The following is a 26,376-nucleotide window of genomic DNA, read 5'->3' as shown; positions in this document are numbered from 1 at the left end:
GAACGGACCACCCATGTTCACGGGCATCATCGAAGAACTCGGCACCATCGTCGCCATCGACCACGGCGATGACTCGGCACGTTTCACCGTCCGCGGCCCGCTCGCCCTCGAGGGCACCCGGCACGGGGACTCCATCGCCGTGAGCGGTGTCTGCCTCACCGTCGTCGAGCAGACCGGCGAGACGTTCACGGCCGACGTCATGGCCCAGACCCTCACGATGAGCTCGCTCGACGGCGTCACGGTCGGATCTCCGGTCAACCTCGAACGTGCGGCCCGCGTCGGCGACCGCCTCGGTGGCCACATCGTCCAAGGGCACGTCGACGGCACCGGCACCGTCCTGGCCACGGTGCCCGGCGAGGCCTGGCGCATCGTGCGCGTCTCGCTCCCCGCGGCACTCGCGCCGCTCGTGGTCGACAAGGGGTCGATCACCGTCGACGGCGTCTCACTCACCGTCAGCGGCATCAGCGCACCGGACGCACCGGAAGCCTGGTTCGAGGTGTCCCTCATCCCCGAGACGCTGGCCGCGACGACGCTCGGCGATCGTGTCCCCGGCGACCGCGTGAACCTCGAGACCGACATCCTCGCCCGGCACGTCGAGCGAATGCTCGCATTCAGCCGTCTCGAGTCGGCACTCCCCAGCAGCATCGACCAGGATCCGCAGTCCGCGGACCCGGTCGGCACCACCGCCACCGGAAGGGGCAACGCATGAGCATCGCCAGCATCCCGGAGGCCCTCGAGGCACTCCGCCAGGGCCGTCCGGTCATCGTGGCCGACGACGAAGGCCGAGAGAACGAGGGTGACGTGGTCCTCGCCGCGGAGTCCGCCACGCAGGAGTGGATCGCGTGGACGGTCCGGCACTCCTCCGGATTCATCTGCGCACCGATGACGAACGAGATCGCCGACCGGCTGGCCCTCCCGCCGATGGTCGCGCTCAACGAGGACCCCAGAGGCACCGCGTACACCGTCACGGTCGACGCGGCCGACCGACTCAGCACCGGCATCAGCGCCGCCGACCGCGCCCACACCCTGCGCGTGCTCGCCGACCCGGCGTCCGTGCCGGCCAACCTCTCGCGCCCCGGACACATCGTGCCGTTGCGCGCCGTCGACGGCGGGGTGCGCGAACGCGACGGCCACACGGAGGCGGCCGTCGACCTCATGAAGCTCGCTGGACTCGTCCCGGTCGGGGCGATCTCCGAGATCGTCGCCGACGACGGCGAGATGATGCGCCTGCCCGGCCTCATCGCGCTCGGGGAGCGGGAGGGCGTGCTCGTCACGACGATCGCCGCACTCATCGCCTTCCTCGAGGAGAACCCCGACGCGGCCGCGGTCTGCGCCGAGGAACGCGCCGCCCAGGCGGCCATCCCCGAATCGTCGAACGTGTCGTTCGAGGTGGAGACGACCGTCCCGACGACGCACGGCTCGTTCCGGTTGCGCGCCTACCGCGACCGCAGGACCGGCGCAGACCACGTCGCCATCGTCGCCGGCGACCCGCAGGCCACCGGCGCGCTCGTGCGCGTCCACTCCGAGTGCCTGACCGGCGAGGCGTTCGGCTCGCTCAAGTGCGAGTGCGGTCCGCAGCTCGACAGCGCCCTGGACACCATCCAGCGCCACGGCGGAGTCGTCGTCTACCTGCGCGGGCACGAAGGGCGCGGCATCGGCCTCGTCAACAAGCTGCGCGCCTACCGGTTGCAGGAGGACGGTCTCGACACCCTCGACGCCAACCTCGCACTCGGGCTGCCGGCCGACGCCCGCGACTACACGGCGGCGAGCGCGATCCTGACGGACCTCGGCATCACCTCCGTGCGCCTGCTCTCGAACAACCCGGAGAAGGAGCGACAGCTCACGAACCACGGCATCGCCGTGAGCGAGCGCGTCCCGCTGGTGGTCGGCGTCGGCCTGTTCAACGAGGGCTACCTCGAGACGAAGCGCGACCGCATGGGCCACAGCATCGGGTTCGAGCTCGCACCGGAACCGCACCCCCACCAGTAGTCCACCGCCGCCCTCGATTCACTCGAGGAGCGAGCACCACCAACCCCTCGACGCGCTCGAGGGAAGAAGATAGGAGACCGCATGAGCGGCGAAGGATCCCCCACCATCAGCGTCGACGGCACCGGCCTCGACATCGTCGTCATCGCCGGCACCTGGCACGAGACCATCACCGACGGTCTCATCGCCGGAGCCGTCAAGGCCCTCGATGCGAGCGGTGCCAACCACCGCCTCGTGCGGGTCCCCGGGAGCTTCGAACTCCCGGTCGTGGCCAAGGCCGCCCTCGAGGCCGGGGCCGACGCGGTCGTCGCGTTGGGCGTCATCATCCGTGGCGGCACGCCGCACTTCGAGTACGTCTCCGACGCCGCGACGAGTGGCCTCACGCAGGTCAGCATCCAGACGGGCAAGCCCGTCGGCTTCGGCGTCCTCACCCTCGACGACGAGAAGCAGGGGCTCGACCGCGCAGGGCTGCCCGGGTCGAAAGAGGACAAGGGGGCGGAGGCCGCCGATGCCGCCGTCGCCACCGCGGTCGTCCTCCGCGAGCTGCGCGGCTGACCCGAGCAGAGGCGCATCACGCGGCATTCCGTTATCGGCATTCGCCTGCTGGGCAACCGAATACCGGAATGCCGCACTTCGGCGTACAGTGTCATGGTCCTGCCACAAGCGGGCGAACCTCTGATCCTGCCGTCGTCGGCGGGCGTGCGCGACCGGTGCTGATGCTTCGACGGCGTCCATTCCCGAACCGAAACGCGCACGCATGTCTCTCGAAGCAACCCCAGTCACCAAGGCCCCTGTCAATCCGCGCTCCCGAGTCGTCCTCGCCAGCCTCATCGGCACGACGATCGAGTTCTACGACTTCTACGTCTACGCGACGGCCGCCGTCCTCGTCTTCCCGCACCTCTTCTTCCCGAGCGAGGACCCGACCGCGGGTCTCCTCGCCTCCTTCGCCGTGTTCGGCGCCGCGATGGTGGCCCGGCCCGTCGGTGCCGTCATCTTCGGGCACCTCGGCGACAAGCGCGGTCGGAAGGCGACCCTCGTCGGTGCCCTCCTCACCATGGGGATCGCGACCTTCCTCATCGGCCTGCTGCCGACCTACCAGCTCGTCGGCTGGGTCGCCCCGCTGCTCCTCGTGATCCTCCGCATCGGTCAGGGCTTCGCGCTCGGCGGCGAATGGTCGGGAGCCGCCCTCGTGGCGACGGAGAACGCGCCGACCGGCAAGCGTGCCCTGTTCGGCACGTTCCCGCAGCTCGGTGCGCCGATCGGCTTCATCATCGCCAACGGACTCTTCCTGATCATCGCGGCGATCCTGCCGAGCGACGACCCGTCCATGCCGTCGGAGGCGTTCCTCGAGTGGGGCTGGCGCATCCCGTTCCTCTTCTCCGTCGTCATGGTCATCGTGGGGCTCTGGGTCCGACTCCGTCTCGTCGAGAGCAACGCCTTCACGAACGCGAAGGAGCAGGGCAAGGTGCAGCGGTCGCCGCTCGCGAGCGTCATCAAGCTGCACTGGCGCAAGCTGCTCCTCGGCACGTTCTTCATGCTCGCCACCTACGTCCTCTTCTACCTGATGACGACGTTCTCGCTGAGCTACGGCCGTGCGCCCCTCGACGCACCGGTCGCAGGGCTCGGCTACAGCTACACGACCTTCGTCCTCATGCTCATCGCCGGCGTGGTCTTCTTCGGGATCTTCACGCTCGTGTCCGGTCCCTTCGCCGACAAGTACGGACGCCGCAAGACGCTCATCGTCGTCACGAGCGCGATCCTCGTGTTCGGGCTCGTCTGGGTCCCGCTGCTCGGCGCCGGGTTCACCGGGGTCATGATCTGGCTCATCATCGGATTCAGCCTCATGGGGTTCACCTTCGGACCGATGGGCGCCCTGCTGCCCGAACTGTTCCCCACGAACGTGCGGTACACCGGGTCGGGGATCTCCTACAACGTGTCGTCGATCCTCGGCGCGGCGGTCGCACCGTTCATCGCCGTCGCACTCTGGAGTGCCGGCGGCGGCAGCCCGTTCTGGGTCGGCGTCTACCTCTCGGCGATGGCCCTGATCACGCTCGTCGCCCTCATCGTCTCCAAGGAGACCAAGGACGTCGACATCGACGCCTGATCGAGGCGATCACCGAGGGCCGGTGCGTGGAGGACACCTCCGCGCGCCGGCCCTCGGTACGTGGGCACTCGGTGCGTCGGCTTCGGGCTCGGCGCGTGCGACCGTCGCCTAGAGTTGAACCACGGTGCGCCGTCGCCATGGACGTCTCGGAGCCGCGCACCGCACCTCGGAGGAAGAGCACCATGAGCACCCCAGCGCGCCCGGCACGCAGCCGAAACCCGTTCAGCCGACTGAAGGACGACGGTCCCCGCGCGAGCCTCAAGCAGCTCATGCCGTACATCTTCGAGCACCGCTCGATCCTCATCGTCGTCATCATCCTGAGCGTCATCGGAGCGGCCGCGTCGCTCGCCCAGCCGCTCATCGTCAGCCAGGTGATCGGGGTCGTCGAAGCGGGCCGGTCGCTCGGCAACCTGGCGTGGCTCCTCGTCGGGCTCGTCGTGGTCTCCGGCGTCATCAGCGGGTACCAGCACTACCTCCTGCAGCGCGCCGGCACCGGGGTCGTCTACTCCTCCCGACGCCAGCTGATCGCGCGCATCTTCCGGCTGCCGATCAGCCAGTTCGACACGCGCCGCACCGGCGACCTCGTCTCGCGGGTCGGCAGCGACACGACCATGCTCTACGCCGTCCTGACGCAGGGCTTCGTGGACGCCGTCGGCGGCGCCATCACCTTCCTCGGCGCGCTCATCGCCATGGCGATCATCGACCCCGTCCTGCTGGGTCTCACCCTCCTCGTCGTCATCGTCTCGGTCGTCGTGGTCGTCGCCCTGAGCGGACGCATCCGCGTCGCCAGCCGCGAGCAGCAGACCAAGGTGGGCGAGCTCGCCGCCGCGGTCGAGCGCGCCATCAGCTCCATCCGCACCATCCGGGCGTCCAACGCGACCGACCGCGAGATCGACGCGGTTGACGGCGTGGCCAAGGAGGTCTACGGCGTCGGCGTGCGGATCGCGAAGATCTCCTCGCTGGTCGTCCCGGTCGCCGGCATCGCCATGCAGACCTCGTTCCTGGTCGTCCTCGGCGTCGGTGGGTTCCGCGTCGCGTCCGGGGCCATCACCATCGCGAGTCTCGTCGCGTTCATCCTCTTCCTGTTCATGATGATCATGCCGCTCGGCCAGGCCTTCGGCGCGATCACGAGCGTCAACCAGGCGCTCGGAGCGCTCGGCCGGATCCAGGAGATCCTCGACCTGCCCGACGAGGGCGACGACGACGCAGCCATCGCCGCGCGGGTCGGACGTCCCGGGACCGCCTCGGCGTCCGCTCCGGCGATCGAGTTCGACGGCGTCGAGTTCGCCTACCCGGACGCGGCGGTCATCGAGCGCGAACGGGCCGCAGCGGAGGCGCTCGCGACCGAGGCACTGAGTGAGGGCACCAGCGCGCCGGAAGTCGTCGCCGCCGATGCCGCCCGACTCACCGAGGCGCAGTCCGCGCTCGGTCGTCAGGTCCTCCGTGGGGTGTCCTTCGCCGCGATGCAGGGCAGACGTACGGCGCTCGTCGGGCCGTCCGGCGCCGGCAAGAGCACCATCCTCGGGCTCATCGAACGCTTCTACGACCCGACGGCCGGTGCCATCCGCCTGGGCGGCGTGGACATCCGCACGATCCCCCGCGCCGACCTCCGGGACCAGATCGGATATGTGGAACAGGACGCCCCGGTCCTCGCCGGCACGCTGCGCGACAACCTGCTGCTGTCGTCACCGGATGCGAGTGACGCCGACTGCGAGCGCGTGCTGCACGCGGTCAACCTCGGTGGGGTCCTCGATCGCAACCCGCTCGGTCTCGCCGCTCCGGTCGGCGAGGACGGCATCATGTTGTCGGGTGGCGAGCGGCAACGCCTCGCCATCGCGCGCGCCATCCTCGCGGCTCCCCCGATCCTGTTGTTGGACGAGTCGACCTCGAGCCTCGACGGGGTCAACGAGCAGATGATGCGCGAGGCCATCGACGCGGTCGCGACGGGACGCACACTCATCGTCATCGCGCACCGGCTCTCGACCGTCGTCGACAGCGATCAGATCGTCGTCCTCGAGGAGGGTCGGGTGGTCGGCGTCGGCACCCACAGCGACCTCGTGACCGAGGTCCCGCTCTACCGCGAACTCGCCAAGCACCAGCTCCTCGTGTGACCCCGGTTCATTCGCCCATTTTTGGGCGAACGGGTGCTCAGTCGCCCAAAGATGGGCGAATGAATGGAGTCACGGGCGCCATCCTGCCGCGATGAGGCGCTCGCGCGCTCGGTCGATCGCGACGGCGGCACCCGCCTGCAGGTGATGTGCGAGGAAGCGGTCATGGGACCAGCCGAGTCTGGTGACGGCATGGATCCGGTCGACGTCCTTCGCGAACTGACCCGGGTCGGTGGCGTGCTGGCGCCCGTCGTACTCGAACGCTGCACGATACGCCGGGTAGGCGAGGTCGAGACGTGCGATGAATCGCCCCCGGCGATCGCGGAGTTCGTGGTTGAGCACCGGCTCCGGGAGGCCGGCACGAACGAAGGCGAGACGAAGTTCCGTCTCCTTCGGTGATTCGGAACCAGCGCGGATCTGCGGGAGCGCGGCACGGAGTGCCCCCGCGCCGAGATGCCGGGATCCGCTGAGCGCCGCTGCGAGGTCGTCGAGCGAGCAGAGTGGTGGAAGGCGCTGGTGGAGCCACCGGCCGGAGGCACCACGCTCACGGATCAGATGATCGCCGACCGCGACCAGCTCATCGATGTTGAGACTCGGTCCGAGCTGACACCACATGTCGGCGGGACTCACGACCGCGAGCCTCTCGACGAGGACCGGATCGCCGAAGAGGCCCGCCAAGCGATGGCCGACGACCCCGGCAACCCTGGGCGCTCGGTCTGGCGGCCGGACGCCGACATGCACCTCGTCCCAGCGCAACCGCGCCGGGAGCGGAGCCTCCAGGAGATGCGCGGCCGACAGGTGCGAGAAGAACTGCGCCGGTGCCATTCGCAGTGCGTATGCCCGACACAGCTCCAGGTGCGCGAGATGACGCTGTTCGGGAGGCAGGTCCGCGCCCCTGCGTGGTGCAGCGAAGCTCCGAACCCCCGGAAACGGTGCTGGAACACGCGTCGTGCGGAGGCGCTCCGGCGAGACGCCCTGCTCCAGCGCCGAGCGGACGGAGAAGGCGTGGTGATCGGGTAGATCGGTCGGCATCATGCTTCGATCGTCGCGCGATCGGTCGGTCCGTGACCGGCGCACCCTCCTCACGTCGACGAGCAGCCGCGATCTCCGGCCGGTGGAGCGCCCTCGTCGCCGGTTCGTTCGCCCCTCTTTGGGCGCACGAACCTCCATTCGCCCAAAACTGGGCGAATGGAGGACGAGGATCAGGACCGGAGGCGGTAGCGCAGGGCGGCGAGTTCCGCACGGAGGGCGGCCGGGACGCGGCTGCCGAAGGTGTCGAAGAAGGACTCGGTGAGGTCGCACTCGACGAGCCAGGACTCGCGATCGACGGCGAACAGGGCGTCGAGGTCGGCGTCCGGCACGTCGATGCCGTCGAGGTTCAGCTCGTCGAGGACCGGCAACCGGCCGATCGCCGACTCCCGTGCGTCGACCTCGTGCTCGAGCCGCCGCACGATCCACTCGATGACCCGCGAGTTCTCGCCAAAGCCCGGCCACAGGAAGGAGCCGTCGGCGTCCTTCCGGAACCAGTTGACCTGGAAGATCCGCGGCGCCTTGCCGTGCTCGAGTGCACCGCCGACCCGCAACCAGTGACTCCAGTAGTCCGCCATGTTGTAGCCGCAGAACGGGAGCATCGCGAAGGGGTCGCGACGGAGCTCCCCGACCGTGCCCTCGGCGGCGGCGGTCTGCTCGGAGGAGATCGTCGCACCCATGAACACGCCGTGCTCCCAGCTGCTGGCCTCGACCACGAGCGGAACGTTCGTGGCACGACGCCCGCCGAAGAGGATCGCGTCGAGCGGGACGCCGTCGGCCGCGTCCCAGTCGTCGGCGATCGACGGGCACTGTGCCGCCGCGACGGTGAACCGCGAGTTCGGGTGGGCCGCCGGGCGCCCCGACTCGGGCGTCCAGTCCTGCCCCTGCCAGTCGACGAGGTGGGCGGGGGGCTCGGGGGTCAGCCCCTCCCACCAGACGTCTCCGTCGTCGCGGAGCGCGACGTTGGTGAAGATCGTGTTGCCCCACAGGGTGTCGACGGCCGTCGCATTCGTGCCGGCGCCCGTGCCGGGTGCGACCCCGAAGAAGCCTGCTTCCGGGTTGATGGCGTACAGACGTCCGTCGTCGCCGGGCCGGATCCACGCGATGTCGTCGCCGAGGGTCTCGACCGTCCACCCGGGGATCGTCGGCCGCAGCATCGCGAGGTTGGTCTTGCCACAGGCCGAGGGGAACGCGGCGGCGATGTGGAACGCCCGGCCCTCCGGCGAGACGACCCGGACCAGCAGCATGTGCTCGGCCAACCAGCCCTCATCGCGTCCGATGACCGAGGCGATCCGCAGCGCGAAGCACTTCTTCGCGAGGAGTGCGTTACCGCCGTAGCCGGAACCGAACGACCACACTTCGCGCGTCTCCGGGAACTGGACGATGTACTTGGTGTCGTTGCACGGCCAGACCACGTCGGCCTGCCCCGCTTCGAGCGGAGCGCCGACCGAGTGGACGGTCCGGACCCACGGCTGTCCGTCGGCGATGAGCTCGAGGACGCGGTCGCCCATCCGCGTCATGATGCCCATGCTGAGGACCGCGTACGCCGAATCGGTGATCTGCACGCCGAGCTGCGAGAGCGGCCCGCCGACCGCGCCCATCGAGAACGGCACGACGTACATCGTGCGGCCGCGCATGCTGCCGGCGAAGACCCCGTGCAGTTCGTCGCGCATCACCGCGGGATCGCGCCAGTTGTTCGTCGGGCCGGCGTCCTCCTCCTGCTCGGAGCAGATGAAGGTGCGGTCCTCGACGCGCGCGACGTCGCGCGGATCGCTGCGGGCGAGGAAACTGTTCGGCCGCCACTCCGGGTTGAGCTTGATCAGCTTCCCCTCCTCGACGAGCTGGTGGGTGAGCCGGTGCGACTCGCTCGCGGAGCCGTCGACCCAGTGGATCGCGGACGGCTCCAGGAGGGCCGCCAGGTCGTCGACCCAGGCGTGCAGCTCGGCGAGACCGCTCCGCTTCGGGCGCGGCACCGCTCGGAGCTCCGCGCGGGCGGCGGGAGCGGGTGCGGTGTCGGGAATCAGTGCTGCGATGGACATGCGTTCCTCCGGCGTTGGTGGGACGGTCAAGAAGTGGTCGTAGAGCCACCATGCGCCCGATTCGGCCGATCTTCACACGCATTCTCTCTTCAAGAATCGCGGTTCTTTCGATACGGTGAAGGAATGACGCCGACTCCCGCATCGACCGCCGCCGCCGAACTCCTCACGCTCGGCCATCGGATCCGGCACTTCCGGACCCGGCGAGGCCTCACCCTCGACGACCTCGGCGAACGGGTCGGGCTGGCGGCGAGCCAGCTCTCCCTCATCGAGAACGGGAAGCGCGAGCCGAAGCTGTCGGTCCTGCAGGAGCTGACGACCGCGCTCGGGGTCGACCTGACCGACCTCCTGTCGAAGGAGGCACCGAACCCCCGCGCAGCGCTGGAGATCGAGCTGGACCGCCTCCAGCGCAGTGCGCTCTACGGCGAGTTGACCCTGCCGATCGTCAAGCCGTCGAAGGGCATCCCGGACGAGGCCCTCCGCGCACTCGTGGGCCTGCACCGCGAACTGCAGCGGCACGCGAGCGAGGCGATCGCGACCCCGGAGGAGGCACGGCGTGCCAACACCGAGTTGCGGGAGTGGATGCGGGAGCGCGACAACCACCTGCCCGAGATCGAGGAACTCGCGGAGTCGCGTGTGCTGCGCGCCGGGCACAGCACCGGCGCGCTCACCCACCGCACGGTGAGCATCATGGCGGAACAGCTCGGCTTCGACCTCATCTATGTCAACGACCTGCCGCACTCCGCCCGCAGCGTCACCGATCTCGAGAACGGGCGCATCTACCTGCCACCGGCGTCGATCCCCGGCGGGCACGGCCTGCGGTCCATGGCCCTGCAAGCGATGGCGCACCGCCTGCTCGGGCACCAGCGCCCGACGAGCTACGCGGAGTTCCTCCGGCAACGGCTCGAGATCAACTACTTCGCGGCGGCGGCGCTCATGCCGCAGACGGCCGCGGTCTCGTTCCTGCAGCAGGCCAAGCGCGACCGCAACCTGGCCGTCGAGGACTTCCGCGACGCCTTCGGGGTCACCCATGAGGCCGCGGCGCTGCGCCTGACCAACCTGGCGACCGCCCGACTCGACATGCGCCTGCACTTCCTGCGGGTCTCCGAGGACGGGGCGATCTCGAAGGCCTATGAGAACGATGCGCTGCCGCTGCCCGTCGACGTGACGGGCGCGGTGGAGGGCCAGATCGTGTGCCGGAAGTGGAGCGCGCGGAACGCCTTCGCGCGGACGAACCGCACCACGGAGCTCTACCAGTACACCGACACCCCGGCCGGTACCTTCTGGTGCGCGACGCAGACCGGCACGACCGAGGCCGGCGAGTTCTCGATCTCGGTCGGCGTGCCCTGGGGCGAGGCGAAGTGGTTCCGCGGACGGGAGACCACGACGCGTGCGGTCTCCACCTGCCCGGACCCGACCTGCTGCCGTCGACCACCGTCGGACCTCGCCGACAAGTGGCGGGAGCAGGCTTGGCCGAGCGCCCGGTTGCACACCCACATCCTCTCCCCACTGCCGAGCGGCACCTTCCCGGGCGTCGACGACTCCGAGGTCTACGACTTCCTCGAGCGTCACGCGGCGGGCTGATCGCTCGGCGCGGCTACGCCGACGCGTGTTCCCGGGGCGCTGCAGAACGCCCAGGCCGGGAGGTGCCCCTGGCGGATCAGCGACCCGACGGTCGCCGCCAGCGGGTGGTCCAGCTCCTCGTCGACCAGCTCTGCGAGGAAGGCGGTCGCGCGCGTGCTCTGGCCGAGCGCCCACGACAGCCAGGCGAGCATGGCGAGCGGCGCGACGCGTGCCGACTCCGACGCTCGCGCCGCGACGCCGAGGAGCAGGCTGCTCGCCGCCCGGATGCGCTGGATATCGGGATGCGGTCCGTCGCCGACCAGCAGGTGGGCGACCCGGTGGAACACCTCCGGGTCGTCCGTACCGACCGGCAGATGCCCGTACGCGCGTTCGGCGTCGTCGAGTTCCTCACCCAGCTCGCGCCCGAACGCCCACTGCATGAGTGCGAGATCGCTCGCCCACGGGCGTGACAGGCTCAGCAACAGGAAGGCCACTTCCCGGGCGGTCATCCCCTCGACGCCGCGGGCGAGCGCGTCCTCGAAGACCGCAGGAAGGCCGTCGAGTCGTTCCACGGCGTCTCCGACGTCGATCCGCCAGGTCGTGCGGGCGCGATCGGCGGCCGCGTCGAGCATGGAGGCCAGTCGAGCGCAGAGCACCCGGTACTCGAGGTCGACGGCTGCGAACGTCGCCACGTCCACCGACGGGACCTCGGTCGTGACGAGCTCCCAGGGGAGCGGTGGGACCGGCGGGACCGCCGCCGAGGCCACGATCGCCGGCGGACGCCCTCCGGCGGGGAGTCCGGGGTCGAGGTAGGAGCCCCATCCGTCGGCGGCCGAGCAGAGGGCGTCTTTGACCGTGAACCCCTGCGCGCTCGCCAGCTCCAGGACGGCGTCGGCGATCGTCCCGCCCGGCGGCTCCGCCCCGGCTCCGAACGCGTCGTCCGTGTAGACCACGGGCACGATGGCGTCGACACCCGGAGCCCGGCAGGCGAACCCGAGGGCGCGCTCCGCGGCGGCGTCCGCCACCTGCCGGTCGACGTCCGTTCCGGCCGGCAGGTGCACCTGGAGTGCGCCGCGGCTGTAACGGCCCGCGAACAGGACGACGACGAGACTCGATCTCGGAGTGCTTCCGACGAGTCCGGGGATGAGGGCGAGGAGGTCTTCGGCCGCGTTGGCCTGCACGATGTGGTTCATGGAGCCAGCCTCCGTCGAACCCGGGTCCGAGTGTCCGGCAGGCGTCACGGATGTGGAGCGGATGCTGTCGCTGCCGCACTGTGCAGCGCGGTCGCTGCGGAGTAGAGTGTGCTCGTCAGACTCCACAACACGGGGGTCGTTGCTCGAAAAAAGGGCGATAGCGCGGCCAGCACCGGCGAGACACACACGGAATCCCATCCGTCCACGTTCTCGAAGGTCTCCCATGTCCGAACACGCTTCGTCGACCGTTCCCACGTCGATCCGCTCCTCCACCGTCTCCGCCCGGGTGGCACAGGCACTCAGCCGCCATGTCTCCGAGGTGTTCGGAGTCATGGGCAACGGCAACGCGCACCTCCTCGACGCCCTCGCCGCGACGACGACCCGCTTCACCGCCATGCGGCACGAGGCCGGCGGTGTCGCCGCAGCCGACGCCTACGCCCGCGCGGGCGGCGGCCTCGCTGCCGCCACCGCGACCTACGGCGCCGGATTCACCAACACCCTGACGCCGCTCGCGGAGGCGGTGATGGCTCAGATCCCGCTGGTCCTCGTCGTCGGTGACGCCCCGACCACCGGGGCCCGCCCCTGGGACGTCGACCAGTTCCAGATCGCCGCCGGGCTCGGTGCACCGACCTTCACCGTCGGTCGTGACGACGCCACCGCGACCACGCTCCGTGCCATCGAGCACGCCGTCCACCGCCGGACCGCGGTCGTGCTCGCGATCCCCTACGACCTCGCCGCCGTGGCGTCCGACGAGCCGCTGCGGGCGGACGGGACACCACACCACCCGGCGCTCGTCCGGCCGTCCCGCGTGGAGCCCGTCGCGCGGCGCCTGGACACCGCCGCCGCAGCTCTGCGCAGCGCACACCGTCCGCTCATCCTCGCGGGGCGTGGAGCCTGGCTGGCCGACGCCGGACCCGTCCTCGGCGAGCTCGCCGACCGGCTCGACGCCCACACCGCGACCACGGCGCTCGGACGCGGGCTCTTCGGTTCCAGCCCCCGTGATCTCGGGGTGGCCGGCGGGTTCGCGACGGAGCACGCCGCGAGGCGCATCGCCGAAGCGGACGTCGTGCTCGTCGTCGGCGCAGGCCTCAACCAGTTCACGATGCGATTCGGCGAGGCCTTCTCCCCCGATGCGCACGTCATCCAGGTCGACCTCGCCGACGCCCCGACGAACGCCAGGGTCGACGAGCTCATCCACGGTGACGCGGCCCTCGCAGCCGCAGGTCTCCTGGAACGGCTCCCCGACGGCGCGGGGTCCGGATGGATCGGGTCGGCCGGTACCACCCGTCCAGCCCCGCACCTCGACCGCGACCTGGGTGACGGCTCGTCCGACGACGGGCTGTGCGCCGACGGGCGCCTCGACCCGCGCAGCCTCGCGCACCGACTGGACGAGCTACTCCCGGCCGACCGCACGGTCGTCCAGGACGGCGGCCACTTCATCGGTTGGGCGCCGATGTACTTCGACATCCCCTCCCCCGACCGCCTCGTCATGGTCGGGACGGCGTACCAGTCGATCGGACTCGGGTTCCCGAGCGCCGTCGGTGCCGCGGCGGCCGGGCACACGGGCACCACCGTCCTGTGCACCGGCGACGGCGGCGGCCTCATGGCGCTCCCCGACCTCGACACCGTCATCCGCACGGTGCCGAGCGGCGTGATCGTGGTCTTCAACGACGCCGCCTACGGAGCCGAGGTCCACCAGTACGGCTCGCGTGGACTCGACCAGACCCCGATGCTCATCGACGAGGTCGACTTCGCCGCCCTCGCGCGGGCGTTGGGTGGCCAGGGCGTGACGATCGACACGCTCGCGGACCTCGACGGACTCACCGACTGGGTCCACGCCGGAGCGCAGGGCGTCCTCCTGCTCGACTGCCGCATCTCCACGAGCGTCGTCGCCCCGTACCTCTCCGAGATGATGCAGCAGGGACCACGGCCGGTGGCCGTCGACTGAGCCTGCGCGGCGCCACCGCGGGTATCGTTGACGGGTGCTTCCTCAGCCTGCCCCGACCGCACCCACCTACGTCATGTCGACGGACGGCATCCGGATCGCGACGTACCTCCACGAACCGGCTCCGGGCACAGGCGACCTCGGAACGATCGTCGCGGTGCACGGCTTCGCCTCGAGCGCCGGACTCAACTGGGACCTCGCCGGGTGGACACGCACGCTGACGCGCGCCGGGTACCGCCTGCTGACCCTCGACCAACGCGGTCACGGAGCCTCCGACAAACCGACGGATCCCGCCGCATACCGACTCGACATCCTCGTCGACGACGTCCTGTCCGTCCTCGACGGCTACGGCGTCGACGAGCCGCACTATCTCGGGTACTCGCTGGGCTCCCGGGTGGGCTGGCGGTTGGGCGTCCGGCACCCCGACCGCGTGCGCTCCCTCAGCCTCGGCGGTCTCCCCGAGGGCGACTCGCTCCGCGACTTCGACCTGGAGGCGGCCCGTCACCATGTGAGGACCGGGACGACGATCACGCACGCCCTCACAGACACGTACGTGACGATGGCCGAGGGCGTCCCGGGCAACGACGTGGAGGCCCTCATTGCCCTGGTGGAAGGCCTGCGCGGAGGGCCACAGCCGAGCACGGCCGAGGTGCCGCCGCTGCCGATGCTGCTCGTGACCGGAGACGACGACGCGGTCGCCGCCGGGAGTCGGCGGCTCGCCGAAGCCGCCGGTGCCCGCTACGTGGGGCTGCCCGGCCGCGAGCACTTCAACGCGGTCTCGTCGCGGGCGTTCAAGGACGCCGTGCTGGCGTTCCTCGCCGAGCAGGGGTAGCCGGTCGCGTCCGCCTCGGTCAGGCCGTGTGCCGGTGCTCGACCCGACCCTTCGCGAGCTTCGACGGCCACCAGATGGCGCTCCCGATGTCGTGGCTGAGGGCGGGGACGAGCAGCGTCCGGACGATGATCGTGTCGAGGAGGACCCCGAACGCCACGATGAACGCGATCTGCGCGAGGAACAGGATCGGAATGACGCCCAGCGCCGCGAACGTGGCCGCGAGCACGAGTCCGGCCGAGGTGATCACGCCACCCGTGATCGCCAGCCCCCGCAGCACGCCGGCCCTCGTTCCGACCCGCAGCGACTCCTCGCGGACCCTCGTCATGAGGAAGATGTTGTAGTCGATTCCGAGCGCCACGAGGAAGACGAAGCCGTAGAGCGGCACACTCGGGTCCGCGCCCGGGAACCCGAGCACGTGGTTGAACACGAGCGCGGACACCCCGAGAGCCGCCCCGAAGGACACCACCACGCTGAGGATCAGCAGGACCGGGGCGAGCACCGAGCGGAGCAGCAGCATGAGGATGAGGAGGATGACGGCGAGCACCACGGGGATGATGAGGTTCCGGTCGTGGATGGACGCGTCGTTCGAGTCGATGGCGGTCGCCGTGACGCCGCCGACCGGCGCGTGGGTGCCGACCTCGGCGTCGAGGGTCGAGCGCAGTTGTCGCACGCTCTCTTCCGCCGTCGTCGAGTCCGGTGCCGCATCGAGCGTCGCCTGGAGCAGGATGCGGCCGTCGTCGACCGTCGGTTCGGCGGACGCCACCGGGGTCCCCGGGGGTCCCGCGGCGGGGGCCGTGAACACCGCCTCCCCGTCGCTCACCGTCGCGTCCGCGGTGCCGGTCGCGGAGTCGCTCGACAGCGCCTGGACGCTGTCGAGACCGTCGGCCTCCTCGAGGATGCCGATGACCTGCGCGGCATCGCCCTCCTGCGTGAGGACGTACACGGGGCTCGCCGAGCCGGCCGGGAAGTGCTCACCGAGAGCCGCCTGGCCGTCACGGGCCTCGGACGTGCCGAGGATGAGGTCGCTCTGAGCGACGCCGTCCGCCTTGAGCTGGAAGACCCCGAGGCTCGCGACCAGGAGGAGCAGGGTGCTCCCGATCCAGACGACGCGGGCGTGGCGGGAGATGAGGCGGGCGATCCCACCCCACAGACCGGTGGTCGGCACGGCGGTGTCGTCGGTCGACGAGGCGCGCACACGGTGCTCGCTCCCGTACTTCGGGCGCAGCGGCCAGAACGAGGTGCGACCGCAGGCCAGCAGGAGCGCGGGCAGGAAGGTGAGCGCCGCGAGGACCGAGAAGACGATCCCGATCGAGGCGACCGGCCCGAGCGCCTTGTTCGAGTTCAGGTCGCTGAGCAGCAGGCAGAGCAGTCCGGCGATGACGGTGCCGCCCGACGCGACGATCGGCTCGAACGATCCACGGAGCGCCGCCCACGTCGCGTCCCACCGCCGCTCGTGGTCGCGGAGGGCCTCCCGGTACCGCGAGACGTAGAGCAGCGAGTAGTCGGTCGCCGCACCGATCACGAGGATGAAGAGGATGCCCTGGACCTGGCCGTTCAGCAGGACGACACCGGCCTTCGCGAGCCACCACACGGTGAGGAGTGCGGTGCAGAGGGCGAACAGCGAGGTGCCGAGCACGAGGAACGGGAGGACCGGCGAGCGGTACACGACGATGAGGATGAGGAAGACGGCGCCGAGCGCGGTCAGGAGGAGGATGCCGTCGATGCCGGCGAAGGCGTCGGTGAGGTCGGCGGTGACCCCTGCCGGGCCGGTGACGAAGACGTCGAGGCCGGCCGGGGCAGCTTCGGCGAGCTGCGCACGGAGGGCCTCGACGACGTCGCCGACCTCCGCGTCGCCGCTGATCGGGACGAAGACCTCGACCGCGTCGCCGTCCTCGGAGGGGATGGCCGGTGAGACGCCGTCGGCGACGCCCTCGGTGGAGGACAGGGCTGAGAGCTCGTCGTCGATCGCCGCCCGGTCCTCCTCGGTGATCCCGCCGTCGCGGACGAACAGCACGAGGGCCGGGATGTCGTCACCCTCCCGGAATCCGTCGAGTGCCGTCTGCACCTCGGTCGCGTCCGCGCTCGCGGGGAGGAAGCTCGTCTGGTCGTTGGTCGCGACCTCGCTCACCTTCCCGAAGTACGGACCGCCGACGCCGGCGGCCGTGAGCCAGAGGAGGATGAGGACCGCGGGGAGCACGACCCGCAGCCACCGCGGCGCACCCGTCCGATCCCGCTGCTGCGTCCGGGTGTCCGCGTCCGTCTGCGTTCCGCCGTGTCGTCCGTGCGTCATGCGCGCGCCCCGTTCTCGCCCTGCTCGAAATAATATGCAGCTAGCTTACTATCTGCGACGGGCGGCCGGGGACGGAGTTCAGGCGGGGACGACGACTCCCCCGGCTTCGGTGATCTCGGCGAGCGCCGCATCCCCGGCGGCCCGGTCGACGGGCGCGACGAGACCTGCGAGGACGCGGACCTGCAGGCCGTGCTCGATGGCGTCGAGCGCACTCCGGCGGACGCAGTAGTCGGTCGCGAGACCCACGACGTCGACCTCCGTGATGCCGGCATCCGTGAGGACCTCGTCGAGGCTCAGCCCCTCGGGCGTCACGCCCTCGAAGATCGAGTATCCGTGGGCACCCTGACCCTTGCGGATGTGGGTGTCGACGCTCTTGGTGTCGAGCGCGTGGTGGTACTCGGCGCCTGCACTCCCCGCGACGCAGTGCACCGGCCAGTTCGTCACGTAGTCGGGCTCGCCCGTCGCGAAGTGACCGTCGTTGTCGCCCTCGGCGTCGTGCCAGTCGCGTGAGGCGAACACGTGCGCGTACTCGTCCCCGTGCTCGGCCAACAGTTGCGTGACCCCCGCGGCGACGGCCTCGCCGCCGTCCACGCCGAGCGCACCGCCCTCGGTGAAGTCGTTCTGTACGTCGATGATGAAGAGCGCGCGCGCCACGATGCCTCCGGGTTGTCGTCGTCCCGCCTCGGTGGAGGTGGGTTCCATCGAGGGTAACGCCGGGGAACCGACCGGGTCAGGTGGTTGCGCCGTCGTGGTTCAGAGCCGACGTGCGCGCTCCTTGCGGCGGTCGAAGAACTGGAGACCGATGTTCACACCCATGACGACGGTGCCGAGGAGCATGGCGACGAGCCCGGCGATCCGGAACCCGACAGGCAGCTCGAGGAGCAGCGCGAAGACGACCCCGAGCACGATGAGCGCGGCACCCGCGGAGAACAACACCAGATACTTCATGCCCCCAACGGTACCGGCTGAGCGGCGGCGCGGGGACGGGACCGCGACCTAGGGTGGAGACATGACCCGTCTCCCCCGTCGCGCGCCCCTGCTCACCGCGACGGGCGCCGCCCTCCTGCTCGCGGTCACCGCCGCCGGCTGCTCCACCTTCCCGAGCGGTGCGAGCTCCGACACCGGACCGACCCACTCAGCGGGCGGGTTCCCTACGGACGTCGTCTTCGACTACCAGCTGGGTGGCGGCTACGAGCCGGCGGCCGGCGTGGGCGGCGTCGCCCGCGACAGCACCGACTCCCCCGACCTCGACCGGTACTCGATCTGCTACGTCAACGGGTTCCAGAGCCAGCCGGCCGATCGCGAGGCCTGGCTCGCCGAGCCGGACCTCGTCCTCACCGACGACGCCGGTGAACCGGTCATCGACGAGAACTGGCCCGACGAACTCATCTTCGACCTCTCCACCGACGACCGTCGCGCACGGATCGCCGAGCGGGTCGGCGCGAGCATCACCCGCTGCGCGGAGGCCGGCTTCGACGCCGTCGAGATCGACAACCTCGACTCGTACACCCGGTCCGACGGTCGACTCACCGTTGAGGACGCGATCGCCCTCGCCACCCGGTACGCCGACCTCGCCCACGACGCGGGTCTCCTCATCGGGCAGAAGAACGCCGCCGAGCTCGGCACGCGAGGTCGGGACGACGTCGGGTTCGACTTCGCCGTCGCGGAGGAGTGCCACCGCTTCGACGAGTGCGCCACCTACACCGAGGTGTACGGAGGCGCCGTGCTGGACATCGAGTACACCGACGACCTGCGCGGCACCTTCGACGAGGTGTGCGCCGATCCGCAGGTCCCCTTCTCAACGATCCTGCGCGACCGCGACCTCCGGACGGCCGACGACCCCGCCCACGTCTTCGACGCCTGCGCTCGGTAGGCACCGGCAGGAGATCCGCTCCGGGGCAGGAGGTTCCAAGGCGAAGCGTCCTGCTGCGGGGCGGACCCCCGGCGCCCAGGCATGTCCAGCAGGTGTCGGTAGCGTGGAGGCATGATCCGGACCCACGACGCATGAACCTGGAGCAATTGGAAGCGGTCGTCGCGGTCGTCGACTACGGCTCGTACGCCGCAGCGGCCGACGTCCTCCGGATCTCGCAGCCCTCGCTCACGAGACGCATCCAACGCTGCGAGACGGACCTCGGGCTCGCGCTCTTCACCCGCGTCGGTCGGCGCATGCAGGTCACCGACGCCGGACGGTCCGTGCTCGGCCCGGCGAGGCGGATGCTCCAGGAGGCGAACGGGCTCCGCGCACTCGCCGACGCCCAGCAGGCGCTCACCGCCGGCACGCTCCGCATCGGCGCACTCCCCTCGCTCGTCGCGACCCACGTCCCGGAACTCGTCGCCCGGTTCCACGCCGCGCACCCCGACGTCCGCATCGAGGTCACGGGCGCCGTCGACTCCGCCGAACTGCTCGACGCCATCGACCTCGGGCGCATCGACCTCGGCGTGGCCGATGTGGCCACCGCCGGCCACGGTGTCGAGGTGCGGCTCCTGGAGGAACAGCGGTTCGCGATCGTCCTCCCCGGCCTCAGGACCGTCGCCGAGCGCGAGGCCGAGCACACGCCGCCGACCATCACCGGCGACGAGCTGGCTGCTCACACCCTGGTGACCCTTCCGCGCGGGACGTCGATGCGCGCCGTGACCGACGAGGCCTACGCCCGCTTCGGCGTGCAGCCACCGCGGGTCATCGTGACCACCCAGCGCGACGCGCTCACCCGGTTCGCGACCGCCGGCGTCGGACTGACCGTGGTCCCCGAGCGGCTCGCCGACTGGGCTGCGGCGAACGGCGCCCGGGTCCGCCGGTTCCCGACACCGGTCACGAGGAGCATCGGCCTGCTCGTGCGCCACGACAGCGTCGGGACACCCGCCGTGAGTGCCTTCCTCCGCTTGGCGGAGCGGGTCCCACCCGGGGACTGACGACGCCCCGCGTCAGCCGCAGAGGTCCGCGGCGGCGTTGCGGGACTCGACCTCGACGGGCGCGGGCGCGGCAGGCGGGGTCAGTGAGGCGAAGTCGTCGCCGATGACGAGCACGACGTCCTCGTCGTCCGGCCCCGGTTCGCCGCTCACGACAATCGTGATCCCCAACTCCTGGGCGAGGGAGGCGGCCGTCGCCCGAGCCGCGTCCGAGTCGCGCGCGAGCAGGACCGTGACCGGGGTGTCCGTCTCCGCGTCGCCGATCGACGCGACGGTGTAACCGAGGGCGGTCAGTCGGTCGGCCGTCGCCGTCGCGACCCCGTTCGTCTGCGAGCCGTTGAGGACGCTGACCGCCACGACCCGCACCGGTTCGACCGGGGCGACCGGCTCGGCGGGGGACGCGTCAGCGGTTCCCGCGATCGGCACCGGGACATCGGTGGCGAGGCTCGAGAAGACGATCGCGGCGTCATCACTCGGGACGACCCGGTTGGCGTCCGACGGCGCCTCGGTCCACGGCATCGTCAGGAAGGTGATGGCCGACGCCGGCACCTGCGAGACCCGGTGGGCGAGCGAGGTCAGGCTCGCGAGGTCGCCGAGCGCGGTGTCGACGGTGAGCGAGGAGGTGACCGCGTCCAGGAAGCGGACGAGGCGGTCCGGCCGGGTGAGCACCTCGGCACTCAGCGCCCGCTGCACGATCGCGGACATCACCATCTGCTGGTTGCCGAGGCGCGAGATGTCGCTGCCGTCACCCACCGCGTGCCGGGTGCGGGCGAGCGCGAGCGCCTGCGTCCCGTCGATGACCTGCGCTCCGGCGGGCAGCGCGAGGTTCGAATAGGGGTCCTCCATGTCCGACGGCAGACACACCGCCAGCCCGTCCATGCCGTTGACGATCGCCTGGAAGCCGCTGAAGTCGAGCTCGACGAAGTGGTCGATCGGCACACCGGTCATCGCCTGCACCGCGGCGACCGAACAGGCGGCCCCCGAGTTCAACGCCGCGTTCACCATCCCGTAGTCGTCGGGCGTCCCCCGCCCGGTGTCCGTGCACATCGACAGGTCGGTCAGCGTGTCACGTGGGATCTGCATCGCGTCGATCCGGGTGTTGCCCTCGGAGACGTGCACGAGCACCATCGCGTCGCTGCGCTTGGTGCCGGTGTCCTCGCCGTAGTCGCCGACCGCGAGGTCACGACTGTCGGAGCCGAGGAGGAGGACGTTGATCGCCGGGTCCGGTGCGCCCGGCTGCGCGGGCTCGGTCGAACGTCCGGTCGGGGCGGCGATGGCCTCGGAGCTGAGGTTGCCCTGCAGTCGCAGCGCGAGCGCACCGACACCCCCGAGGAGCGCGAGCACGAGGCCGCCTGCGATGCCGACGATGAGGCGCCGGCGGCGGACCCGTGCGCTCACCGCACCGCCGTGACGGCGAGCGTGGGCGGCACGTGGGCGGACGGACGCCTCGGGGAGATCGGGGAGATCGGGTCTGCGCATCGTCCCAGTGCACCAAGCGTCGAAGCGGCGGACAAGCAGCCTGCCCGGTGCGACTCATACGCGGCGCGCATGCGTCGGAGGATCAGCTCACGGGCGAGGCGACCTCCGAGCCACGCAGTCCGGGCACCGCACGATTGCCGAACTGGCCGGTGACGACCAGGATGAGCGTCGTCGCTGCGAGGAGGATCCAGCCCGGCCAGCCGAGGAGGGTGCCGAACACACTGCCGGTGTCCTGCATCGACGTCGGGCTGGCGAACAGCAGCAGCGCCCCGACGGCGGCGTTCACCGCGCCGTGGGCGATCACCGCCGGCCAGACCGAGGCGGAGCGGAGCCGCAACCAGCCGATGAGGACGCCGAGCAGCATGCACCAGCCCACCATCAGGAGCAGGCCGAGGACGTCGGTCCGCTGGTAGTTGTAGCCGAGGAGGATGAGCGGAGCGTGCCACACACCCCAGATCGCCCCGGACAGCAGGAGGGCGGGCCAGGTGCCGAGCGGCAGGAGGTTCGGCAGCAACCAGCCGCGCCAGCCGAGTTCCTCCCCGAACGCGGACAGCGATGCCACCAGGACGCCGAGGGGCAGGGTGAGGAGCTGGACCAGGGCGACCGTGGTGAGGTCGTCCCGCCCGAGCTCGCCGGCGCCCGAGGCGGTCATGATGGCGGCGAGACCGGACAGGCCGACGAGGTCGAGCTCGATGAGCCCCATGGCCTGCCCGAGCAGCATGGAGCAGAACGCGAGGACGGGGAATCCGACGAGCGCCGCCGCGCAGAGCCCGAGGGTCCGGCCGAGGGGACGCAGCGGCGCGAGTCCGAGCAGCCGCGGGATGCTCCTCGGGCGGGCGACGAACAGCACCACGACGAGCGCGGCGATGGTCGGGGTGTACATCATGCCGAGGGCGATGAGCTGGAACCAGGGGTTCGCGAGTCCCTCACCCGACAGCCACAGCGGTGCGGCGATGAGCCAGGCGAGGCCGACGGCGAGCACGGTGAAGACCGTCACGGCGACCCACGGGACCCTGGTCGGCAGGATCGGGGCCAGCTCACGGTTCCGCCGACGCTGGCGATCCGCCGCGGACTCCGGCTGCTGGGCGAGTACGGCCCGCCCGGCGGCACCGATCACCGGGCCCGCGGCCGGTCCAGGTGCCGGCGATCCGTCGGCGACCGGCGTCCGGATCGGCCCTGGCGCGGGCTGTCCGATCGGCGCCCAGCCGCCCTCGGTCGGTGTGTCGTCCGGTCGCTGCATGTCATCCCCCGTGGTCGCGAACAGCTTCCCACGCTACGGAGCGACGGCGCGGGGCGCATCCGCCGCCCGGGGGATCACGCGATGAGGCGGCAGCCGCAGGACTCCCGCAGGAGGAGACCGACGGGGACGACGGTGCTGCGCTCGTGCTCGCCGTCCGCGTCACCGAAACGGGCGAGCGCCCGGGTGGCGGCCAAGCGACCCAGTCGTGCCGGGTCCTGTTCGATGACGCTGACCGCCGGATCGAGCTGGTCGGCCATCGGGAAGTCACCGAAGCCCAGCGAGGCGATCCCCCGTGAGCGCAGCGCGGGGACGAGCGCCATCGTCACACGCGCGTTCGCCGAGAACAGTGCCGTCGGCGGGGAGACGAGGCCGAGGAGACCGTCGACCACGGCGGCGGCCGGTTCGCGGTCCGTCGCGTCGAGGCTGACGAGGGCGTCGTCGAGGTCGATCCCGCTCTCGGCGAGCGCCGAACGGTAGCCTTCGAGCCGGCGACGGGTGCTCGGCGGGTGTGCCGAGTCGGCGACGAAGGCGACCCGGGTGTGCCCGTGCTCGAGCAGGTGCCTCGTCGCGAGGTAGGCACCGCGGTGGTCGTCCTCGACGAAGCTGTCGGCGTCGAGCCCACCAGGGGCGCGGTCGACGAACACGATGGGTGTGTGCTCGGCCCACGGCGCGAGCCACGACTGGTCCTCCGCGACGGGCGCAAGGACGAGCCCCATGAGCTGTGAGCGGAGCAGGGAGTCGAGCACGGCACGCTCGCGCGCCGGGTCGTCGCCGATGCTCGTGACGAGGGTGGTGATGCCCGAGACCGAGCAGACCTCCTCGACGGCGCGGACGACCGCGGCGAAGAAGGGGTCGACGACGTCCGGGACCGCGACGCCCACGGAGGAGGACCGCCCGGCACGGAAGGTGCGCGCCAGGACGTTCGGGACGTAGTTCAGTTCCCGCATGGCCGATTCGACCCGCGACCGCGTCTCCGGGAGCACGTGCGGGTCGTCGTTGAACACGCGGGAGACCGTCTTCGAGCTCACCCCGGCGAGGGACGCCACGTCCTGCATCGTGGCCATGGCTGCTCCTCGGGTGGTTCCACCTGTGTGGCGTGGTCGGATCGGGCTGGTTCGCGGGCGGCGACCGAGGACGCCGCCCGCGATCCGTCAGCGACCGGCGAGCGCGGTCTCGATGACCTGCTCGAGCTCACGGAGGCGAGGCAATGCTCGGTTCGTGAGCAGTTCCTCACGCTTCGCCGACGAGATCGAAAGGCTATCCTTCCACAGCGAACGACCGGCCATCGCGCCGCCGGCACCGTTCTCGACCGCGGTGCGGACCTGGCCGACGAAGGTCTCGTGGTCGACGCCGGCGGACAGCACGGCCCACGGCACACCGGCGGCGGCCTCGGTCACGGCTGCGGCGGCCTCGGCGGAGCCCGGGTATTGGAGCTTCAGCACCTTGGAACCGGCGGCGACGGAGATCTCCGCGGCGCCGCGCACGAGCTCGGGGAAGATCTCGGCGTAGGCCTCGTCGCTCTCGCCGTCGAGCTGGTAGACGAGGATCTCGACGATGAGCAGCACGCCCTCGGCGGTGCACTCCTCCACGAGGCGGGCGATCTCGTCGATGACGACCTGCTCGGCCTCGCGCTGGTCGGAGCGCAGGTAGAAGAGCATCTTGGCGGCGTCGCCACCGAGTTCGCGAACCCGGCGGGCGTCCATGCCGGGGACGTACTTCGTCCGGCGCAGACCGTTCTCGGTGTCGAAGCCCGAGGAGTCCATGCCGACGACGAGACCGGTCGTGCGGGAGAGGGTGCGCTCGTCGACGACGAGCGGGAGGGCGACCTCCGGGTCGAGGAGGATGGCCGGTGCGTGGTTGCCGAGGAACCGGACGAGGTCGCTCTTGGCCTCGGCGAGTTCGTCACGGCTGATGCCGGCCGCGCCGTTCGGGGCGTCGGTCATGACGGCCTTCATGCCGTTGCGCTGGTCGCCGGCGACGATGAGCATGCCGCCGCCCGGGGTGCTGATCGTGGCCATGGCGCGGCGTTCGAGCGTCGTCAGCTCGTTGGTCCTGGTGGCTACTGCGTTCATGAGGTGCTCCTTGTGCTTCGGATGGGGTCTGATCCCGGCAGCGGTCGCGCCGGGGAGGATCGGTCTGGGTCGTCGGGTGGTCGGTCGGTCAGGGATGTGATCGGGAGGTGGCTGGTTCGAGGAGGGCCCCGGCGAAGACGGCTGCGCCGTATGCCGTGTCCTGGGACCGGTGCGACACCTGCACGCCGGGCAGGACGGCCGCTCGGGCGCGTTGCATGGACCGCATGCTGGCCCAGCCGCCGGTGAGCAGCGCCGAGGTGGCCGGGGCGACCTCGCGGTCCATCGCCGCGATGAGCACGGCGAGTTCGTCGTTGCCGTGCCGGAGCACCGCTTCGAAGATCTCGGCCGGTCCCGCGCCGTCGGCACGGACCGTGAGCTTGAGGACGCCGTCATCGTTCCGGGCGCCCGCGACCGAGATGTCACCGTCGCCGAGCAGCCCGCCCGCCGGAAGCGCCATGACCTCGTCGTCCAGGCGGTCGCGCCCTGCGCGGTCGGTCACCCCGACGAGCTGGAGGGTGCGACGCATGAGCAGACCGGTCTTGACCCCGGCGACGAGCACCCAGGTGCCCGGCACGACGTGACGGACGCAGTTGATGAACACCTCGGCGAGCCGCTCCCGGGCGGCGAACGGGAGTGGTTCGTCCAGGCGTCGCAGCAGGACCTCGGCCGTGCCCATCGACACGTGGTACCGCTCGGCGGGGAACGAGCCGGTGGAGACGGCCGACACGAGGTGGTCGTGGCCGGCGACGGTCAGGGCCGCACCAGAGAAGACCGGCGGCACCCACGGGCTGCTCGCAGCGCCGAGCGGGGCACCGGCGTCGGTGAACGGCGGGAGGAACGACGCGTCGACGCCGAGGTGGTCGAGCAGTTCGGGCCACGGCTCACCGGTGTCCTGGTCGAGCAGGCCGGTGCGCGACGAGAGCGAGTACTCGGCTGCCTCCTCGCCGCCGAGGGCCGAGACGAGGTACTCCGGCAGGTTGAGCCAGCGCGTTCCGGCGAGGTCGAGTCCGGCGTCACGGAGGTGGAGGAGCTTGATGACCGAGACCTGCACGCCGAGCGGCAGGCCGGTCCGACCGGCGAACTGCTCGGCGATCTCGGCCGGGAGGGCTGCGAGCTGTTCGGCGCCGCGCGGATCGAACCAGGCGATGGCGGGCGCGACGGGCCGGCCGACGGCGTCGAGGACGATCCCGGACTCCCCCATGCCGGAGACGGCGAGGGCCCGGACCCGCGCGGCCGGCCCGAACCGGTCGACGAGTTCCGCACCGACGTGGTCGAGGAGCTCCCGGACGGTGGCGATGAGGGACGCCGCCTCCATCACGGTCGTGCCGCCAGGACCGGCGAGCCACGGGGTGGGCAGCTGGTGGATGAGGACCTCGGCGCCGTCGGCGTCGGTCACGAGGATCTTGACGCCGGTGCTGCCGAGGTCGAGGCCGGCGACGAGTCGATCCGAGGCCACGGAGGTGACGGCGGTCGAGTCGAGGTTCGCAGCAGGGTGCACGGCGGTGTCCGTTCAGGTTCCGACGTCCGTGTCGGCTTCCGACGATGACTCCATGTCATCGATGTCATGGCGAGCATACCTCGTTCATGTCATC

At 71.0% G+C, this 26,376-nt stretch carries 21 protein-coding genes; 10 read left to right on the top strand and 11 right to left on the bottom strand.

Going from position 1 to position 26,376, the window contains the following annotated elements; genetic code table 11:
- The first annotated feature begins 13 nt into the window (after window positions 1–13).
- From ITJ66_RS17635 to ITJ66_RS17615, 5 genes are all read left to right on the top strand, one after another.
- Window positions 14–709 carry a riboflavin synthase gene (locus ITJ66_RS17635; protein WP_194645475.1) on the top strand — a complete coding sequence of 232 codons (696 nt, stop codon included), beginning with the start codon at window positions 14–16 and terminating at the stop codon, window positions 707–709.
- Window positions 706–1,989 carry a GTP cyclohydrolase II gene (ribA, locus tag ITJ66_RS17630; RefSeq protein WP_194645474.1) on the top strand — a complete coding sequence of 428 codons (1,284 nt, stop codon included), beginning with the start codon at window positions 706–708 and terminating at the stop codon, window positions 1,987–1,989. Before ITJ66_RS17635 ends, ribA begins: the two co-directional genes overlap by 4 nt.
- Window positions 1,990–2,070: 81 nt before the next feature.
- Entirely contained in the window at window positions 2,071–2,541 is a 471-nt protein-coding gene (gene ribH / locus ITJ66_RS17625) for a 6,7-dimethyl-8-ribityllumazine synthase (protein WP_064294813.1), read from the top strand.
- 202 nt (window positions 2,542–2,743) lie between these two features.
- On the top strand, window positions 2,744–4,090 hold the full coding sequence (locus ITJ66_RS17620; protein WP_137243440.1) for an MFS transporter: 1,347 nt from the start codon (window positions 2,744–2,746) through the stop codon (window positions 4,088–4,090).
- Between the two features lie 182 nt (window positions 4,091–4,272).
- Window positions 4,273–6,201 (top strand): ABC transporter ATP-binding protein, encoded by a 1,929-nt coding sequence (locus ITJ66_RS17615; RefSeq protein WP_194645473.1) that lies wholly within the window; start codon window positions 4,273–4,275, stop codon window positions 6,199–6,201.
- A gap of 69 nt (window positions 6,202–6,270) precedes the next feature.
- On the opposite strand, the gene ITJ66_RS17610 is transcribed toward ITJ66_RS17615, so the two are convergent.
- Window positions 6,271–7,023: a hypothetical protein gene (locus ITJ66_RS17610; protein ID WP_192018480.1), complete on the bottom strand. Its 753-nt coding sequence runs from the start codon at window positions 7,021–7,023 to the stop codon at window positions 6,271–6,273.
- A 377-nt stretch (window positions 7,024–7,400) separates the two neighbouring features.
- Window positions 7,401–9,266 (bottom strand): phosphoenolpyruvate carboxykinase (GTP), encoded by a 1,866-nt coding sequence (locus tag ITJ66_RS17605; RefSeq protein ID WP_194645472.1) that lies wholly within the window; start codon window positions 9,264–9,266, stop codon window positions 7,401–7,403.
- A 123-nt stretch (window positions 9,267–9,389) separates the two neighbouring features.
- Here ITJ66_RS17605 and ITJ66_RS17600 point away from each other — a divergent pair, with 123 nt between their 5' ends.
- A complete protein-coding gene (locus ITJ66_RS17600; protein WP_064294809.1) occupies window positions 9,390–10,847 on the top strand; it encodes a helix-turn-helix transcriptional regulator in 1,458 nt (485 codons plus the stop codon).
- On the opposite strand, the gene ITJ66_RS17595 is transcribed toward ITJ66_RS17600, so the two are convergent.
- A complete protein-coding gene (locus tag ITJ66_RS17595) occupies window positions 10,832–12,019 on the bottom strand; it encodes a DUF4192 family protein (protein WP_194645471.1) in 1,188 nt (395 codons plus the stop codon). The two genes, ITJ66_RS17600 and ITJ66_RS17595, sit on opposite strands and share 16 nt — an antisense overlap.
- A 223-nt stretch (window positions 12,020–12,242) precedes the next feature.
- On the opposite strand from ITJ66_RS17595, the gene ITJ66_RS17590 reads away from it, so the two are divergent.
- On the top strand, window positions 12,243–13,967 hold the full coding sequence (locus tag ITJ66_RS17590; RefSeq protein ID WP_194645470.1) for a thiamine pyrophosphate-binding protein: 1,725 nt from the start codon (window positions 12,243–12,245) through the stop codon (window positions 13,965–13,967).
- Between the two features lie 34 nt (window positions 13,968–14,001).
- Window positions 14,002–14,796: an alpha/beta fold hydrolase gene (locus tag ITJ66_RS17585; protein ID WP_370582701.1), complete on the top strand. Its 795-nt coding sequence runs from the start codon at window positions 14,002–14,004 to the stop codon at window positions 14,794–14,796.
- 19 nt (window positions 14,797–14,815) lie between these two features.
- Here ITJ66_RS17585 and ITJ66_RS17580 read toward each other — a convergent pair whose 3' ends face one another.
- The 3 genes from ITJ66_RS17580 to ITJ66_RS17570 form a co-directional block, all read right to left on the bottom strand.
- On the bottom strand, window positions 14,816–17,086 hold the full coding sequence (locus tag ITJ66_RS17580) for an efflux RND transporter permease subunit (RefSeq protein WP_194645469.1): 2,271 nt from the start codon (window positions 17,084–17,086) through the stop codon (window positions 14,816–14,818).
- A 78-nt stretch (window positions 17,087–17,164) separates the two neighbouring features.
- Window positions 17,165–17,740, bottom strand: coding sequence for an isochorismatase family protein (locus ITJ66_RS17575; protein ID WP_370582714.1), 576 nt, complete (start codon window positions 17,738–17,740; stop codon window positions 17,165–17,167).
- 99 nt (window positions 17,741–17,839) lie between these two features.
- Complete coding sequence (locus ITJ66_RS17570) at window positions 17,840–18,034, bottom strand: hypothetical protein (RefSeq protein ID WP_079707354.1); 195 nt, start codon at window positions 18,032–18,034, stop codon at window positions 17,840–17,842.
- A 61-nt stretch (window positions 18,035–18,095) separates the two neighbouring features.
- Between ITJ66_RS17570 and ITJ66_RS17565 the strand changes: the two genes are divergently transcribed.
- Together ITJ66_RS17565 and ITJ66_RS17560 are read left to right on the top strand one after the other, a co-directional pair.
- Window positions 18,096–18,959, top strand: coding sequence for an endo alpha-1,4 polygalactosaminidase (locus ITJ66_RS17565; RefSeq protein WP_194645467.1), 864 nt, complete (start codon window positions 18,096–18,098; stop codon window positions 18,957–18,959).
- A 131-nt stretch (window positions 18,960–19,090) separates the two neighbouring features.
- Window positions 19,091–19,996 carry a LysR family transcriptional regulator gene (locus ITJ66_RS17560; RefSeq protein WP_194645466.1) on the top strand — a complete coding sequence of 302 codons (906 nt, stop codon included), beginning with the start codon at window positions 19,091–19,093 and terminating at the stop codon, window positions 19,994–19,996.
- A gap of 12 nt (window positions 19,997–20,008) precedes the next feature.
- Here ITJ66_RS17560 and ITJ66_RS17555 read toward each other — a convergent pair whose 3' ends face one another.
- The 5 genes from ITJ66_RS17555 to ITJ66_RS17535 all read right to left on the bottom strand — a co-directional run bounded on the left by ITJ66_RS17555 (window position 20,009) and on the right by ITJ66_RS17535 (window position 26,282).
- A complete protein-coding gene (locus ITJ66_RS17555; RefSeq protein WP_194645465.1) occupies window positions 20,009–21,472 on the bottom strand; it encodes an LCP family protein in 1,464 nt (487 codons plus the stop codon).
- Window positions 21,473–21,554: 82 nt separating this feature from the next.
- Window positions 21,555–22,712, bottom strand: a complete 1,158-nt coding sequence (locus tag ITJ66_RS17550) for a CPBP family intramembrane glutamic endopeptidase (RefSeq protein ID WP_194645464.1) — start codon at window positions 22,710–22,712, stop codon at window positions 21,555–21,557.
- Between the two features lie 74 nt (window positions 22,713–22,786).
- Window positions 22,787–23,776: a LacI family DNA-binding transcriptional regulator gene (locus ITJ66_RS17545; RefSeq protein ID WP_194645463.1), complete on the bottom strand. Its 990-nt coding sequence runs from the start codon at window positions 23,774–23,776 to the stop codon at window positions 22,787–22,789.
- An 87-nt stretch (window positions 23,777–23,863) separates the two neighbouring features.
- Window positions 23,864–24,784 (bottom strand): hypothetical protein, encoded by a 921-nt coding sequence (locus ITJ66_RS17540; RefSeq protein ID WP_197479028.1) that lies wholly within the window; start codon window positions 24,782–24,784, stop codon window positions 23,864–23,866.
- 88 nt (window positions 24,785–24,872) lie between these two features.
- Window positions 24,873–26,282, bottom strand: a complete 1,410-nt coding sequence (locus ITJ66_RS17535) for an L-fuculokinase (RefSeq protein WP_370582700.1) — start codon at window positions 26,280–26,282, stop codon at window positions 24,873–24,875.
- Window positions 26,283–26,376: the final 94 nt, after the last annotated feature.

Source organism: Plantibacter sp. VKM Ac-2885, assembly GCF_015351205.1.
GTDB lineage: Bacteria > Actinomycetota > Actinomycetes > Actinomycetales > Microbacteriaceae > Plantibacter > Plantibacter auratus.
The sequence above is the reverse complement of the archived record's forward strand: the minus strand, read 5'-3'. Positions and strand labels throughout refer to the sequence as shown.

Bases quoted from the DNA above. Each gene is read 5' to 3' on its own strand.
- ITJ66_RS17635 (WP_194645475.1), top strand. From the start codon at position 14: ATGTTCACGGGCATCATCGAAGAACTCGGCACCATCGTCGCCATCGAC.
- ribA (WP_194645474.1), top strand. From the start codon at position 706: ATGAGCATCGCCAGCATCCCGGAGGCCCTCGAGGCACTCCGCCAGGGC.
- ribH (WP_064294813.1), top strand. From the start codon at position 2,071: ATGAGCGGCGAAGGATCCCCCACCATCAGCGTCGACGGCACCGGCCTC.
- ITJ66_RS17620 (WP_137243440.1), top strand. From the start codon at position 2,744: ATGTCTCTCGAAGCAACCCCAGTCACCAAGGCCCCTGTCAATCCGCGC.
- ITJ66_RS17615 (WP_194645473.1), top strand. From the start codon at position 4,273: ATGAGCACCCCAGCGCGCCCGGCACGCAGCCGAAACCCGTTCAGCCGA.
- ITJ66_RS17610 (WP_192018480.1), bottom strand. From the start codon at position 7,023: ATGGCACCGGCGCAGTTCTTCTCGCACCTGTCGGCCGCGCATCTCCTG.
- ITJ66_RS17605 (WP_194645472.1), bottom strand. From the start codon at position 9,266: ATGTCCATCGCAGCACTGATTCCCGACACCGCACCCGCTCCCGCCGCC.
- ITJ66_RS17600 (WP_064294809.1), top strand. From the start codon at position 9,390: ATGACGCCGACTCCCGCATCGACCGCCGCCGCCGAACTCCTCACGCTC.
- ITJ66_RS17595 (WP_194645471.1), bottom strand. From the start codon at position 12,019: ATGAACCACATCGTGCAGGCCAACGCGGCCGAAGACCTCCTCGCCCTC.
- ITJ66_RS17590 (WP_194645470.1), top strand. From the start codon at position 12,243: ATGTCCGAACACGCTTCGTCGACCGTTCCCACGTCGATCCGCTCCTCC.
- ITJ66_RS17580 (WP_194645469.1), bottom strand. From the start codon at position 17,086: ATGACGCACGGACGACACGGCGGAACGCAGACGGACGCGGACACCCGG.
- ITJ66_RS17570 (WP_079707354.1), bottom strand. From the start codon at position 18,034: ATGAAGTATCTGGTGTTGTTCTCCGCGGGTGCCGCGCTCATCGTGCTC.
- ITJ66_RS17565 (WP_194645467.1), top strand. From the start codon at position 18,096: ATGACCCGTCTCCCCCGTCGCGCGCCCCTGCTCACCGCGACGGGCGCC.
- ITJ66_RS17560 (WP_194645466.1), top strand. From the start codon at position 19,091: ATGAACCTGGAGCAATTGGAAGCGGTCGTCGCGGTCGTCGACTACGGC.
- ITJ66_RS17555 (WP_194645465.1), bottom strand. From the start codon at position 21,472: ATGCGCAGACCCGATCTCCCCGATCTCCCCGAGGCGTCCGTCCGCCCA.
- ITJ66_RS17550 (WP_194645464.1), bottom strand. From the start codon at position 22,712: ATGCAGCGACCGGACGACACACCGACCGAGGGCGGCTGGGCGCCGATC.
- ITJ66_RS17545 (WP_194645463.1), bottom strand. From the start codon at position 23,776: ATGGCCACGATGCAGGACGTGGCGTCCCTCGCCGGGGTGAGCTCGAAG.
- ITJ66_RS17540 (WP_197479028.1), bottom strand. From the start codon at position 24,784: ATGAACGCAGTAGCCACCAGGACCAACGAGCTGACGACGCTCGAACGC.